Origin of the sequence: Gaetbulibacter sp. M240, from assembly GCF_043876815.1 — a bacterium.
GTDB lineage: Bacteria > Bacteroidota > Bacteroidia > Flavobacteriales > Flavobacteriaceae > Gaetbulibacter_A.
In genome coordinates this window covers 779,718-793,352 of record NZ_JBAWKA010000001.1, presented here as the reverse complement: position 1 = coordinate 793,352, position 13,635 = coordinate 779,718, and the positions used below count along the sequence as shown (strand labels likewise).

Below are 13,635 nucleotides of genomic sequence, written 5' to 3'. Positions count from 1 at the left end.
AGTTTATTCCCAGCGGGTATCTTCTTCCTCCTGCATGAATTGTTTGATTTTTCGCTCTTCCCATGATTTTCCAAACATAGAACGATCAAGAAACACGCGATAAGCCTTAATGGAGAGGCCTAAACCCCAGCCAAATAAGGGGAACCAAAACCATTGGAAATTCCAGGAGGTCCTGTAGTTTATCCAGATTAAAAACGGGATTACAATACAGTAAGCTCCCAGGCTGTAATAAAACCCTTTAAGTTCTTCAACATGCTCGCGAGCCCGAGCGTAATTGGCTTCTTTTTGAAATTGTGAATAGTTTTCCATAATTGTTATTTGTTTTGTTAGCATTGGTATGGCTACAGCAAACCGCTGCGGTTCTTTAAAAATTTTTACTTTTTTGTTCGTTAGTAGATCGTAGCGTTGCTTGATATTACTTAAGCCCACGCCACTACTCTTTTTTATGATTTGTTTAGGCTGTAAATTATTTTCCACGATCAAGGATCCTTGATCTTCATATATTTTGATGTGAAGCGGTTTACTGGCCTTGACCATATTGTGCTTTACTGCGTTCTCCAGAAGTAGCTGCAATGCTAAGGGTACTACTTTACTCTCAGGGTTTTTAGCTTTATCAGGAACTTCGAAAATGATACTATCTTCGAAGCGCATTTTTACCAAAGACATGTATGTTCTGGCAAAATCCAACTCCTCGTCTACCGTCACAAGTTCTTTATTTTTTTGTTCCAGCACGTACCGGTATACCTTTGATAAAGCGGTGGTAAACTTTTGAGCGCTTTCGGGATTTTCTTCAATTAAACTGCTTAGCACATTTAAACTGTTGAATAAAAAATGGGGATCCAGTTGGTTTTTTAAAGCGTCAAATTTAGCACTGGCGGTTCCGGCGATCACTTTTTGTTCCTTGATCTTGTTTTGCTGGTACCTGTTATAGAAATAAATAAGGTGAAATATGGTAACAATGGTAAGCGTCACAATAAGTCCGAATTTGTAATGCGACAATTTCACCTGATCCAGAAATTCCTCCAGAGTAATTCCGTTGTAAAATACATTTAAAGAGGCATTCAAAATAAAAAGGCATGCTAATGTTATAATGGTACTTCCGGCGATTCCGGCAACAAGTCGGGTAAAAACCCTATTATTTTTCCAGCTTAAGCGTGCTAAAAAATTGTAAAAAAACAAGTTTGAATACCCTATTACAAAAGAGTACAATTGGTAAAACAGAAAAGACACATAGGCTTCCTTGAAATTTGAATACGTAAAACCACCCTTATAAATATTTGCAGCAACAAATATGAGACACCCAATGATGAATGCGATACCTATATTTTTAATGGTCTTTACCATGATATTTCTTTGTGTTATCCTTTACAGGTATTGAATAATTGTTTCGCTCTGGCCTCACCCCAATTAGGATGTAAAGGCGATTCTGGTTTAAATTTAGCAAAAAGTTCTAAGGCACGCTCCAAATCCGCACAATGGGTTTTGGAATTACTTCCTGAATATTGGGCTGCATGCATATCCCATTCTGCTTTGCAATACAGCACCCGAGGATTTTCGGGGGCGAAAAGTGTTGCTATGCGGTAAAGAGCCTCCACCTCGGCAGACAATAATGAGGCATACCTACGCCCGTCGTGAGCTATATATGAGGTGTTTAATAAGGCCTGTAAAACCTTAATCTCAGGGTTGTTATTTGAAAGAGATTCGGCATGATCTAAATCGGTTTGAGCCGCAGTAAGGAGTATAGACCAATTTTTTTCGTCTCGTTCCTCAAAACTGCTAATGATCTTTATTTGTGCCGCATAATAAAATGGTAACCACTTTTCTTTTTCACTATTTGCGATGGTTTCAAAAGCTGATATCGCTTCCGTTCTTTGGTTATTTTTCCAGAGGTCTATTGCTTTATGCATGTCCTGTTCGTAATTTGACTGTGCGCCTGTAATCGCATAAACGAATACAATACTGATGAAAATAGCTGCGTCTCTCATGACTAATAATTTAATTTGATTTGTTTGATTGGGTCAAAGATGCTGCAGTTATCAGACTTTTAGAAAAGGAAGCTTCCGAATTGTAATTTTTTGGGGATGAATTGTGATTTTTTGATGTAACATTTGTTTTTCCCGTTTTCAGCATAAAAAAAGACCCAAAATATATTGCTATATTTTAGGTCTTCTTCACAAGTTACTAACTCTACTCAAAAATTATTCAGATAAAATTCTAAACATTACGGGTAACGCATAAGAAACATTTACAGGTCTTCCACGTTGCATTCCAGGCTTCATTTGAGGCAAGGCTCTGATGATTCGGACAGCCTCGGTTTCCAAAACTTTATCAGGTCCACGTGATTTTATATTGGTGGCATACCCTTTGGAATCTATAGTAAACATTACAGAAACGCGACCTTGGATTTGCATTTCCAGTGCTGTTTCAGGGTATCTGAAATTTTTAGACACATGGGCCATCATTTTTTCCTGGAAACAAGCTTTTGCCTGTGCATTGGTCAATCCCTCACAGCCCGGGAATATAGGTACACGCTCGATTACAGCAAAAGGCACATCGACTTCTTCTTCAATTTTCTCAACTTTAACATCCTCGACGGCCGGAACATAATCTGCGATGGCGTCTTCTTGTCCCACTTCGGTACTTTCAATAATTGTCTCTTCGATATCCTGAGTATCTTCAACAATTTTTACAGACTCCTGGATCACTACAGGAGGCGGTGGCGGTGGCGGGGTATTCACATTTACAATGGGAATATCTTCCTCGATTTCATTTTGTATATCTAAAACATCTACTACAACATCGTCTTTTTCGTAACTTTTAAATTCTAGTAAACGCCAAGATAGAAATAACATAATGTTTAATCCAATAGCAAAGTAGATACCGCTATTTCGGGCAATATCTAATTCTGGATTTTTTTTAGCTCTCATGATTCTGAAATTTTCTTTTAGCATTATAAATTTATTAGAATTAGAGCCCAATAACTATGATAAAAATCATGTTTCCAGATCAGTAGGGGTCAAAAAAAAGCTACCAAACGGTAGCTTTAGATTGTTTTAAACAGGTTTTACATTAGGATATCTTAATGGTTCTTGAAGGTTTGCGTTTCGCTTCTTCCCGTTTTGGAAGATGGATGTTTAAAATTCCTTCATTATAATTTGCGTTAATTTTACTGTCATCTACAGAATCCGGTAATGTAAAACTTCTTTTAAAGGAAGAATAGCCAAACTCTCTTCGGGAGTAACCTTCATCATCATCCTTATGTTCTTCTTTAACTTCAGCCGAAATCGATAATATTTGGTTATCCAAATTAATATCAAAGTCGGTTTTCTTCATACCCGGCACGGCCATTTCTACAATAAAGGTATCAGCCACTTCCTTAATGTTTACCTTCGGAAGCGATATGCCTGTATTAAAGTTAGACGAAAATAACGATGGAAAATCGTTAAGGGTAAAATCGTCGAACCACGATAATGATGGGAAGTTTGAACCCGTATTTTTATTTGCTAAACCTCCATTTTTCTTAATTGTTGCTAAACTAGTCATTGTAACAAGATTTTTGGGTTAAACATCATTTTAAAATTACGATTACTACGTTAGTAATCAGGATATTAGTATCAAAAAAAATACCAAACCCTTTTATGCCAAAATTTCATTTAATCTTGACATTTTTTTAACAAAAACCTGACATTTTTTCTTCCTTTTTAATAAAATCTCAGAAAATTTTTTTTGTTAATTTGTCAGAATTAGTGATCCACAATTAAGGTCCTGTACATATTATTTTTAGGAAATAATATAATACTGTGTAACATTTTTAAAACAAGAGCTACCTATCACATAACTAACTATCATCATTGGAAAAAGGACAAGAACAGCAATTCGTAGCATTATTGGAAGAACACCAAAACATCGTACATAAGGTGTGCCGGTTGTATACCAATAACTATGATGCTCATAATGATTTGTTTCAGGAGATTACCATTCAGCTTTGGAAGGCCTACCCAAAGTTCCGAGGAGATTCGAAGTTTAGTACCTGGATGTACAGGGTGGGTTTAAATACCGCAATTACATTATATCGAAAATCAAAACGACGTATTTCAACTCAGGATTTTGACGGCGTAGCCTTTAAAATGAAAGCAGAAGATTATGACGATACCGAAGAAAAGCAACTTAAAGTACTTTATGCTGCGGTTAGGAATAATTTGAATGATATTGAAAAAGCACTTGTATTCATGTACTTAGAGGACAAAGATTATAAGGAAATCAGTGAGACCTTAGGTATTAGTGAAGTCAATGCTCGGGTTAAAATGAATCGAATTAAAACAAAGCTTAGGACGCTTTTAAATCCGTAATGCTATGGATGAATTAGAATTATTAAAAAAAGACTGGAATAAGTCTGATGACCACCACAAAAAACTTTCGGGTAAAGAAATCTATCCGATGTTGCATAAAAAATCGTCATCCACGGTAAAAATGCTATTCTATATTAGTATTGCCGAATTAGTTTTATGGATTGGTATTAATACCATCCCATATCTCGTCTCAACAGAATATCGTGAAAAATTAAATGAGGTTTACGGCGATGGTGTTTTGATGATCTGGCTCACCATAATAAGTTATGCTATTATACTGCTCTTTATTTATTTACTTTTCAAATCCTATAAATCCATATCGGTAACGGATAATGCCAAAAAATTAATGGAGAGTATCTTGCGTACACGACAAATTGTAAAATATTATGTTTTATACAATTTGGTAGTTGCTGGTATTTCACTTGCTGTAGGGTTTTATCAATCGCTGCATAATGACCCTGTTATCTCAGAAGAAATCAAAGATTTTTCAGATAAGCAAATGTTAGTCGCTTATGCCGTGATGATTATTTTTAGTGCTTTGTTCATTTTAGTGATCTGGCTATTCTACAAATTAATCTATGGCCTTCTTTTAAAACGCCTGAATCGCAACTATAAAGAATTAGGGCGGCTAGAAGGTTAATTTTTCCAAAGGCCTTACGGCTCCGCTATCCATAGCCTTATCTAAGATGTAATTTCCAATACGAACGCGAACTAAACGGAGTGTTGGGTAGCCTACGGCAGAAGTCATTTTACGAACCTGGCGAAATTTCCCTTCCTTCAGTGTGATAGAAATCCACGAGGTTGGTCCGTGGCGGTCATCTCTAATTTTTTGTTCTGCTTCGGGTAATTCTAGCGAATCTTTTATTCTAAAGACCTTACATGGTTTAGTTTTATATTTTTTACCCTCAAACCCAATGGTAACACCAGTTCGCAATTTATTCACAGCAGAATCTGAAATGGCACCATCAACCAAGGCAAAGTACTCCTTTTCGATGTTTTGACTATTTACAAAATGACTCATTTTTCCTGAAGTCGTCAACAATAATAATCCCTCGGACTTTTCATCCAGCCGACCAATAGGCATCACGCCATCAGGGAAATCATATAACTCTCCTAAAAAACGCTTTTTACACTGTTGCTTTGAATTACTATAAAATTGACTCAACATCCCAAAGGGTTTGTAAATTAAAAAATGCTGATCATCATTAGTTTGTAAGTCCATTTAAATGGGTTATTTTGGTGTTGCTTTAGGGCTGAATAAGGATTTGGTACACCAGCTCTCTGGTTGGTTTTTGCCCGTTCATTTTTTGACGTACAACCTCGAAACTCATTTTAAAATCACACCCTGATTTATAACCACTGCATCCATACGCCGTTTTTCCTTTTAAAATGGTTCCTTTTTTACATTTTGGACAAATAAGATCGCCTTTTGGAGCATCTTTAGGCTCAGAAACAGATTTTTGTTTCGGTTCCAGCTTCAGTTTAAAATGATCATCAAATCGAAGCAAGCCTTCCAACGGTCCATTCTTTGTTTTAAAGCCTTTTAGATTAACAGTACTTCCTTTCTTCAATAAACGTATGTATTGTTTTTCCGAGATATTTTTACCTGAGAATTTAAACGGTAGCATAAAGTTGCAGCCCGACTTGAAATCACTACAACCAAATGCTTTTTTACCTTTTAGTATCGTTCCTTTTCTACACTTGGGGCAGTGCTCTGTGATAATGCCTTTTTCTTTTACAAATGCCGTTTTTTGTTTACGTGATTTTACCACTTGTGCCTGTGACAGATTTGCTCGTTTGGTCTCACTTCGAACTTCATACACCAAAGCATCCACCATATGCTTCATGTTTTTAATAAAAGCTCCGGCACTATAAGTTCCTTTTTCTATATCCTTTAATTGCTTTTCCCATGAACCCGTGAGTTCTGCGGATTTTAGTAAATCGTTTTGAATGATCTCAATAAGTTGAATACCCGTTACCGTTGGCAAAACCTGTTTTTTATTACGCTTAATATATTGCCGCTTGAAAAGTGTTTCTATAATATTGGCTCGTGTAGAAGGCCGACCAATGCCATTTTCTTTCATCAAATCGCGTAAGGATTCGTCGTCTACCTGTTTTCCGGCAGTTTCCATGGCACGCAGCAAGGAAGCCTCAGTAAATTGATTGGGCGGTTTTGTTTCTTTTTCTAAAAAAGAAGGTTCATGCGGCCCCTTTTCACCTTGAACAAAAACCGGTAAAATATTTTCATTTCCAGAATTACCATCCGCATCGACAGCTTCGAAAACAACACGCCAGCCCTTCTCTAAAATTTGCTTTCCTGTTGTTTTGAAGGTTACCTCGGCAGCTTCTCCAGTAACGGTTGTATTGGCTACCTTACAATCCGGGTAGAACACCGCAATAAAGCGTTTAGTAATTATATCATATACCTGTTGCTGGTTATACTGTAATTTGATTTCAACACCTGTTGGAATTATTGCATGGTGATCGGTTACTTTCTTGTCATTGAATACCTTGGAGGATTTCTTTATTTTTTTCGTTAAAAGTTGTTCCGTTAATCGAGAATATTGGGTGAGCTTTTTTAATATCCCAGGGACTTTAGGATAGATATCACTTGGTAAAAAGGTGGTATCTACTCTAGGATACGTCACCACTTTTTGTTCGTATAATTTTTGAACAATTTTAAGCGTATCATCAGCGGTAAAACCAAATTTTTTGTTGCAATATACCTGCAGTCCTGTAAGGTCAAATAGTTTTGGAGCATACTCTTTGCCATCTTTTTTGGTAATGGATTTAATTTCAAAATCCTCAGCCTTAACTTTTTCCGCTAATATTTGACCGTCTTCTTTTTTCAGAAAGCGTCCTTCCTCATAACTGAACAAGGTATCGCGATACATGGTTTGTAGTTCCCAGTATGGTTGTGGTTTAAAATTTTCAATATCCTTAAAGCGATTAACGACCATCGCCAGGGTTGGGGTTTGCACCCGTCCTACGGATAACACTTGTTTATAACCACCATGTTTTACAGTGTATAACCGGGTGGCATTTATGCCCAAAAGCCAGTCGCCGATAGCCCGTGAAAAGCCTGCATAAAATAAATTATCGTAGTTTTCCGATGGTTTTAAATTCTCAAACCCTTCTTTAATGGCTTCGGTTGTTAAAGATGAGATCCATAAACGTTTTACCGGACCCCGATATCCTGCAGCGGTCATTACCCAACGCTGGATAAGTTCTCCTTCCTGACCAGCATCACCACAGTTAATCACCTCATCGGCTTTATCAAACAGTGATTTGATGATTTTGAATTGCTTTTCGATCCCGGAATTCGAAACGACTTTGGTCTCGAATTTATCCGGAAGCATGGGTAAGTTATTAAGGTCCCAACTTTTCCAATACGGTTTGTAATCGGCAGGTTCTTTCAGTGTACACAAATGCCCGAAGGTGTAGGTTACCGCGTATCCATTACCTTCATAATAGCCATCATGTTTGGTTTTGGCCCCTAAAACGGCGGCTATTTCTCTAGCTACACTTGGTTTTTCTGCAATACAAACTTTCATTTCTTAATCCTAAAATCGTAGCAAAATAGCCAATAAAACACTATTTTAAAAAGGGATTTATCAGGACTTATCAACGATAAAACATTTTATAAAAAGTTTTACTTCTTTAACGAAAAAATAAATGTAGATCCTTTACCAATTTCAGACTCCAAATTTAAAGTTCCTTCACATTTCTGAATTATTTTTTTGACAGTGGCAAGCCCTATACCGTTACCTCTTTCTCCATATCTATCCTCCTGATTTATCACCTCAAAAATCCTAAATATTTTTTCGCGATACTCTTCAGGTATTCCAGGGCCATTGTCTTTTACATAAAAATAGTAATGGCTTGCATCGGAATCAATGTCTAATTCAATAAAAATCTTTTCTTTATCGTTATATTTAATCGCATTGGCAATCAGGTTAATTAAAACTTGCTTTAGTGCCGTCTGATTAATAGTTATATTTTTGAGATGAGATTTTACATTAAAATTTAGGTTGTTTTCCGAACAGAATAGTTCAAAAATATCTTTCTCCAAATCTTCTACACTAATTGTGGTTTGTTTTTCTTGAAAAATATTATCATTCCGGGTATAGGACAAAAGACCATCTATTAATTTTTGTAATTGCCCCGCTGAGTTTTCAATTAAACTAAGCATTTCCAGTCCCTCCTTGTCTATCACCGATCCATACTGTTCTGAGATGAGTGTCATCATTCCTTGTATGCTAGCCAAAGGTGATTTAATATCGTGAGCCGCTACTGAAGCAAAACTTTCGAGTTCCTGATTCTTTTCATTAACTTCTAACAAGGCCTTTTCCAAATCTATTTTACTTTTCCGCAGATTTAAAATATTCATTGTTTGTTTCGCCAAGACTTTTAAACTTTCAATCTGCCCTTCATTAAGTTTTGAGGGTTTTGTATTAACAACACATAATGTTCCTAAAGGAAAACCATTATCTGTGACCAGTTTGACCCCTGCATAAAACTGAATAAAAGGAGGCCCGGTAACCATAGGGTTATCATAAAAGCGCTCATCCTTTGTGGCATCTTCTACGATAAAAATCCCTAATGACTCATTAATTGCATGACCACAAAATGAAATACTGCGGGGAGTTTCTTTTAAATCTGTACCATGGGTTGCCTTAAACCACTGACAATCATTCTCTAGCAGAGATACCATAGAAATTGGAGTGTTACAAATTTGAGCTGCAAGAGAAGTCAAATCATTATAATCTGATTCTGGTAATGTCCGTAGAATAGAAAAGGAGTCTAATTCCTTTAATCTTTCACTTTCAGACGCGTAGGGTTTTGGTGCTATCATTTATTCGAAATATTAATATGATATAATTAGCCGAACCCTATAAAACCTTCAATGTGATATATTTATTATTGAACAGGATTTACCTGAAAAAGTAGTGAATTATTCTTGAATGAAGGTCTTTTTTCTACTAATTTTAAGCTAATATATGCTAAAAGCCTAACACTCTGAATTTAACAAAAGTATATACTTTTTACCACTCGCGAAGTTTGTTCAACGCCTCCTGCTCTTCAAGGGCTTTTTGCGAGAGCACTTTTAAGAATGAAGGGTGTTGCTCGATAGCAAACTCGATCTTTTTTAAGATATCTTCAGTGGTTTCCTTATCGTAATCAATTTCCAGAGGTGCTTTAATTTCCATGGTTTGAAGGATGTTTTTCTTCTTTACACGAAGTCCCTTTTTATCAAATGAGCGCCGGAAGCCATCAATAACGATAGGTACGACCACCGGTTTATAGCGCTTTATAATGTGCGCAGTTCCTTTACGAATGGGCTTGAAAGGAGTTGTAGTACCTTGTGGAAAGGTAATTACCCATCCGTCGTCGAGGGCTTTCCCTATATTGGAAATGTCACTCATACGCACCTGACGATTTACTGACTTTCCTTCGGCACGCCACGTACGTTCGATACTCACCGAACCTACATATGCCAAAATCTTAGGTAACAGACCCGAACGCATGGTTTCTTTAGCCGCAACATAATAAATATTGAGTTTGGGGTTCCACAGATAACCCACATTTTTTATAGAATCGACACGACCACTTAAACTGGCATTAAAGACATGGAACATAGCCACGACATCAGCAAAATAGGTTTGATGGTTTGAGATGAACAAAACGTTCTTGTCGGGAAGGTCTTTAATGATCTCGGATCCTTCGATCTGCAACTCGTTGAAACCTCTAAAACGGCGATGCGTCATGACGCCCAGAATTCGAATGAGCCATTTCTTTATAAGTAATATGTGTCCAAATGGATTTTTTTTAAACAATCCCATAAGTCAAACGTCAAAAAATTGGTTAGTTTACAAAGGTATGAAATCTTATAATTAGCGAAGGTTTTTTAAATGGTCTTTTATCTCGCTAAGGATCATAGCTGTGGCGCCCCAAACCACGTGGCCATTTAAAAGAAAAGCGGGGGTTTCAACGGCTAAATCATAGGAGGTCTGTACCTTCCTGGTTGTAAAGTATTTATCATTCAAAAAATCATTTAAACGCACTTCAATGATATCTTCAACCTCAGATTCTTGTTTTATGAATTGTGGCTTGCACTCGGTAAAACCCCAAAATGGATGCACGTAAAAATTACTTGGAGGAATATAAACCTCCGATAAAGATTTTATAAGTTGAATGTTCTTTACCGGCACGCCTACTTCCTCTTCTGTTTCTCGTAAGGCGGCTTGCGCTTCAGTTTCATTAGGTTCTAATTTTCCTCCAGGAAAGGCAATTTGTGCCGAATGGGTGCCGGGATAAGATTTTCGCAAAATTAAAACAAAGGTTGTTTCGGCGTTCGTATTTGGGTAAAATAAGGCTAGAACACCAGCCTTTTTAGCTTCCTTAATTTTATATTTGGTCCGCTCTAAAAGTTGCTGCCTGAAGGGCGGCATCATTTTAATATGAGATGCTTCGGCTGTAAGCGGTATATTTTTTATTTTTGAAACCGATTTTAAAAATTCATCAAAATTCATTGACAATGCGCATTATATGCCTTCTATGGCTTTCTTTTCTATTTTTAAATTGTGAAGATAAAGAATCTAAACAGAAAAAAATAAAAGAAACTAACATAGAACAAACCGAAAAGAAACCAAAGAAAAAAGAAATTGATAAATCCGATTGGATCAATGATACACTGCAAAGTTTTGACAACTTAAGTGCTCTGGCCTTTTTTAAGGATTACGATCAATTACATAAAGAAAACAAGGTTCGCATTGAAACGCGTTTTGGGAATATTGATATTTTACTTTTTGATGAAACCCGTTATCACCGCTCCAATTTTATTTTTTTAACCAAGGAACAGTATTTTGATGGGACACAGTTTTACCGCGTGATTGATAACTTTATAATTCAAGGGGGTAATAGCGATGATAAGGAAACCGTTAGGAAGCGTGACAAAATTGGAAAATATCTTCTTCCAAAGGATGTTAAATATGGTTTTAAACATGACCGCGGTGCAATATCGATGCCCAGTAGTGAAATAGACAATCCACATAAACTGGCCTCTCCATACGAATTTTTTATTGTGAGCCAAAAAGGAGGCGCCCACTTTTTAGATGGAGATTATACTGTTTTTGGCAAAGTTATTAATGGCATGGATGTGGTTGATAAAATTGCTGCCGTAGAGACTGATGAAGCGGATTGGCCCTTGACGAACGTATATATAAAAAAGGCGAAAATTCTAAACTAATTTCCTTTTGAATAAATACTCGGAAGAGTGATCTTGAACTTAACTGCTAAAAGACGCACTAGGATGACTACTAGTCCGGCGAACATAAAAATATAATCATTTTCAACACCGGCCAAGATTAATAAGAAATAGGTAACGCCACCCAAAATACAGGCTGTCGCATAAATTTCCTTTCTGAAAATAACAGGAATTTCGTTACACAAAATATCACGGAGAACCCCTCCAAAACTAGCTGTTATGGTTCCTAATGCGATACAGAGAATGGGATGTAAGTCTGCATGAATACCTTTTTCGATACCTACAACTGTATATAAACCGATACCAATAGTATCAAATAAAAATAATGAGGTTCGAAGGTAATTAATATAATTTTTAATCAGGATAGCTAAAAAAGCAGATCCCATAATCACATAGGTAAATGTAATATCGCGCATCCAACTTACAGGTGTATCTCCTATAAGCAGATCTCTTAGAGTTCCGCCACCTACGGCAGTAACAAATGCGATAATCAAGATTCCGAATAAATCCATCCGCTTCTCCATGGCGATCAAAACACCTGAAATGGCAAAGGCCATGGTTCCTAAAATGTCTATCGTGTAAAACATGGCGCTAAGGTCGTTTTTTTATTCGATTTGAAAAAACAAGGCTTTTAAAGCCATGAAGAGCACCAGGGAGACCGGTGCTCTTCGCTATTAACCAACTTAACTTTTTTCAAATAGTTATAACCAAAACTATGAGAATTCATGTATGAATGTTACAAATATATTTCGTAAAATCTTCTCTTTTAGATAAGTTTAATTGATAGTTTTTATATTTTTATAATCTAAATTGATAGAGATGACTATAACTCAGTTATATTATGTTTTGGCCGTTGCCGAAAATCAAAATTTTACCAAGGCCGCTGAAAAATGTTTCGTAACGCAACCCACTTTGAGTATGCAGATTCAAAAGTTAGAAGAGCAACTTGATGTTCAGATTTTTGACCGAAGTAAAAAACCTATTGAACTTACTGAGGTTGGAAAGAAAATTGTAAAACAAGCTCGGAACATTGTAAACGAATCCTATCGTATTCAGGATATTGTCGATCAGCAAAAAGGTTTTATTGGTGGTGAGTTCAAATTAGGTATTATCCCTACCATAATGCCTACCTTATTACCTATGTTTTTAAAAACTTTTATAAAACGACATCCAAAAGTAAAACTCAAAATAGAAGAATTAAACACGGAGGAAATAATAACCCGTATTAAAGAAGGACATTTAGATGCTGCCATAGCTTCAACGCCTTTAGACGACGACAGGATAAAAGAGCGCGTTTTATATTTTGAACCTTTTGTAGGTTACATTCCAAAAAATCATAGATTACAAAATAAGAAGACCATAGAACCTTCTGATCTGGATATTAATGATATGCTTTTACTCGAGGATGGGCATTGCTTTCGAGATGGGGTGATTAATTTATGTAAAGCTTTTAAAAATCATTTGGATGATGCCTTTCAATTAGAGAGTGGGAGTATAGAAACCCTTGTAAAATTATCGAACGAAGGTTTAGGGATGACACTTTTACCCTATTTACATACGTTGGATCTGGGTGAGAAAGAAAAGGAACATTTACGCTTTTTTAATGAACCTTCACCGGCACGGGAAGTCAGCATTATTTACCACAAAAGTGAATTAAAAATGCAAATTATTGAAGCCCTCCAGGATGTTATTTCTGGAATTATACGAGGCGCCATTACCTTCCAAAACGTGAAGATAATTAGTCCGATTAAAAATAAAATCCAAAATTAAAAGAGCGGCAAATAGCCGCTCTCTTTTTTTATGGTTTTAAATAAATTAGACATTGATTTAGTTCGGGGTTTTGCAAACACATGGTTTGTATAAAAACCTTGAGTTCTTCAATTTCGTAAGGCAACAATCGTTGTAATGCCTTTTGAACTTCTCTGCAAAACAAATTAGCATCAAAACTTACTTTTTTAAGTATGGTTTTGGTGTACTCTAACATTGCTCTCGCCATATTAAATCTTGTTTAGTTTGTAC

Annotated in this window: 15 protein-coding genes; 4 read left to right on the top strand and 11 right to left on the bottom strand. The window is 36.3% G+C overall.

The genetic code is table 11. The annotated features are described in order from the left end of the window. Positions 1-3: 3 nt before the first annotated feature. The 4 genes from V8G61_RS03535 to V8G61_RS03520 form a co-directional block, all read right to left on the bottom strand. Entirely contained in the window at positions 4-1,344 is a 1,341-nt protein-coding gene (locus tag V8G61_RS03535) for a 2TM domain-containing protein (protein ID WP_394874050.1), read from the bottom strand. A gap of 14 nt (positions 1,345-1,358) precedes the next feature. Then, positions 1,359-1,985, bottom strand: a complete 627-nt coding sequence (locus V8G61_RS03530; protein WP_394874049.1) for a hypothetical protein — start codon at positions 1,983-1,985, stop codon at positions 1,359-1,361. A gap of 213 nt (positions 1,986-2,198) precedes the next feature. Further along, positions 2,199-2,927, bottom strand: coding sequence for an energy transducer TonB (locus V8G61_RS03525; protein ID WP_394874048.1), 729 nt, complete (start codon positions 2,925-2,927; stop codon positions 2,199-2,201). 142 nt (positions 2,928-3,069) lie between these two features. Continuing rightward, positions 3,070-3,543, bottom strand: coding sequence for an Hsp20/alpha crystallin family protein (locus V8G61_RS03520; protein WP_394874047.1), 474 nt, complete (start codon positions 3,541-3,543; stop codon positions 3,070-3,072). A 308-nt stretch (positions 3,544-3,851) separates the two neighbouring features. On the opposite strand from V8G61_RS03520, the gene V8G61_RS03515 reads away from it, so the two are divergent. Continuing rightward, positions 3,852-4,349 carry an RNA polymerase sigma factor gene (locus tag V8G61_RS03515; protein WP_394874046.1) on the top strand — a complete coding sequence of 166 codons (498 nt, stop codon included), beginning with the start codon at positions 3,852-3,854 and terminating at the stop codon, positions 4,347-4,349. A gap of 4 nt (positions 4,350-4,353) precedes the next feature. Beyond that, positions 4,354-4,989, top strand: coding sequence for a hypothetical protein (locus V8G61_RS03510; protein ID WP_394874045.1), 636 nt, complete (start codon positions 4,354-4,356; stop codon positions 4,987-4,989). Here V8G61_RS03510 and V8G61_RS03505 read toward each other — a convergent pair. The 5 genes from V8G61_RS03505 to V8G61_RS03485 all read right to left on the bottom strand — a co-directional run bounded on the left by V8G61_RS03505 (position 4,978) and on the right by V8G61_RS03485 (position 10,882). Continuing rightward, positions 4,978-5,571, bottom strand: coding sequence for a pseudouridine synthase (locus V8G61_RS03505; protein ID WP_394874044.1), 594 nt, complete (start codon positions 5,569-5,571; stop codon positions 4,978-4,980). The two genes, V8G61_RS03510 and V8G61_RS03505, sit on opposite strands and share 12 nt — an antisense overlap. A 25-nt stretch (positions 5,572-5,596) precedes the next feature. After that, complete coding sequence (locus V8G61_RS03500; protein ID WP_394874043.1) at positions 5,597-7,903, bottom strand: DNA topoisomerase 3; 2,307 nt, start codon at positions 7,901-7,903, stop codon at positions 5,597-5,599. Between the two features lie 98 nt (positions 7,904-8,001). Continuing rightward, positions 8,002-9,204 carry an ATP-binding protein gene (locus V8G61_RS03495; RefSeq protein WP_394874042.1) on the bottom strand — a complete coding sequence of 401 codons (1,203 nt, stop codon included), beginning with the start codon at positions 9,202-9,204 and terminating at the stop codon, positions 8,002-8,004. A gap of 190 nt (positions 9,205-9,394) precedes the next feature. Beyond that, complete coding sequence (locus V8G61_RS03490; protein WP_394874041.1) at positions 9,395-10,192, bottom strand: lysophospholipid acyltransferase family protein; 798 nt, start codon at positions 10,190-10,192, stop codon at positions 9,395-9,397. A gap of 51 nt (positions 10,193-10,243) precedes the next feature. Continuing rightward, complete coding sequence (locus V8G61_RS03485) at positions 10,244-10,882, bottom strand: NUDIX hydrolase (protein ID WP_394874040.1); 639 nt, start codon at positions 10,880-10,882, stop codon at positions 10,244-10,246. 5 nt (positions 10,883-10,887) lie between these two features. Between V8G61_RS03485 and V8G61_RS03480 the strand changes: the two genes are divergently transcribed. Continuing rightward, on the top strand, positions 10,888-11,598 hold the full coding sequence (locus tag V8G61_RS03480) for a peptidylprolyl isomerase (protein ID WP_394874039.1): 711 nt from the start codon (positions 10,888-10,890) through the stop codon (positions 11,596-11,598). Here V8G61_RS03480 and V8G61_RS03475 read toward each other — a convergent pair. Beyond that, complete coding sequence (locus tag V8G61_RS03475) at positions 11,595-12,203, bottom strand: trimeric intracellular cation channel family protein (protein WP_394874038.1); 609 nt, start codon at positions 12,201-12,203, stop codon at positions 11,595-11,597. The two genes, V8G61_RS03480 and V8G61_RS03475, sit on opposite strands and share 4 nt — an antisense overlap. Before the next feature lie 232 nt (positions 12,204-12,435). Between V8G61_RS03475 and V8G61_RS03470 the strand changes: the two genes are divergently transcribed. Continuing rightward, positions 12,436-13,386 (top strand): hydrogen peroxide-inducible genes activator, encoded by a 951-nt coding sequence (locus tag V8G61_RS03470; protein WP_394874037.1) that lies wholly within the window; start codon positions 12,436-12,438, stop codon positions 13,384-13,386. Positions 13,387-13,414: 28 nt separating this feature from the next. On the opposite strand, the gene V8G61_RS03465 is transcribed toward V8G61_RS03470, so the two are convergent. Then, positions 13,415-13,612 carry a hypothetical protein gene (locus V8G61_RS03465; RefSeq protein ID WP_394874036.1) on the bottom strand — a complete coding sequence of 66 codons (198 nt, stop codon included), beginning with the start codon at positions 13,610-13,612 and terminating at the stop codon, positions 13,415-13,417. Positions 13,613-13,635: the final 23 nt, after the last annotated feature.

What these genes read in the sequence shown, in the direction of transcription:
- V8G61_RS03535 (WP_394874050.1), bottom strand. Translation starts at nt 1,344, where the DNA reads ATGGTAAAGACCATTAAAAATATAGGTATCGCATTCATCATTGGGTGT.
- V8G61_RS03475 (WP_394874038.1), bottom strand. Translation starts at nt 12,203, where the DNA reads ATGTTTTACACGATAGACATTTTAGGAACCATGGCCTTTGCCATTTCA.
- V8G61_RS03495 (WP_394874042.1), bottom strand. Translation starts at nt 9,204, where the DNA reads ATGATAGCACCAAAACCCTACGCGTCTGAAAGTGAAAGATTAAAGGAA.
- V8G61_RS03520 (WP_394874047.1), bottom strand. Translation starts at nt 3,543, where the DNA reads ATGACTAGTTTAGCAACAATTAAGAAAAATGGAGGTTTAGCAAATAAA.
- V8G61_RS03505 (WP_394874044.1), bottom strand. Translation starts at nt 5,571, where the DNA reads ATGGACTTACAAACTAATGATGATCAGCATTTTTTAATTTACAAACCC.
- V8G61_RS03530 (WP_394874049.1), bottom strand. Translation starts at nt 1,985, where the DNA reads ATGAGAGACGCAGCTATTTTCATCAGTATTGTATTCGTTTATGCGATT.
- V8G61_RS03490 (WP_394874041.1), bottom strand. Translation starts at nt 10,192, where the DNA reads ATGGGATTGTTTAAAAAAAATCCATTTGGACACATATTACTTATAAAG.
- V8G61_RS03480 (WP_394874039.1), top strand. Translation starts at nt 10,888, where the DNA reads ATGCGCATTATATGCCTTCTATGGCTTTCTTTTCTATTTTTAAATTGT.
- V8G61_RS03465 (WP_394874036.1), bottom strand. Translation starts at nt 13,612, where the DNA reads ATGGCGAGAGCAATGTTAGAGTACACCAAAACCATACTTAAAAAAGTA.
- V8G61_RS03510 (WP_394874045.1), top strand. Translation starts at nt 4,354, where the DNA reads ATGGATGAATTAGAATTATTAAAAAAAGACTGGAATAAGTCTGATGAC.
- V8G61_RS03470 (WP_394874037.1), top strand. Translation starts at nt 12,436, where the DNA reads ATGACTATAACTCAGTTATATTATGTTTTGGCCGTTGCCGAAAATCAA.
- V8G61_RS03500 (WP_394874043.1), bottom strand. Translation starts at nt 7,903, where the DNA reads ATGAAAGTTTGTATTGCAGAAAAACCAAGTGTAGCTAGAGAAATAGCC.
- V8G61_RS03525 (WP_394874048.1), bottom strand. Translation starts at nt 2,927, where the DNA reads ATGAGAGCTAAAAAAAATCCAGAATTAGATATTGCCCGAAATAGCGGT.
- V8G61_RS03485 (WP_394874040.1), bottom strand. Translation starts at nt 10,882, where the DNA reads ATGAATTTTGATGAATTTTTAAAATCGGTTTCAAAAATAAAAAATATA.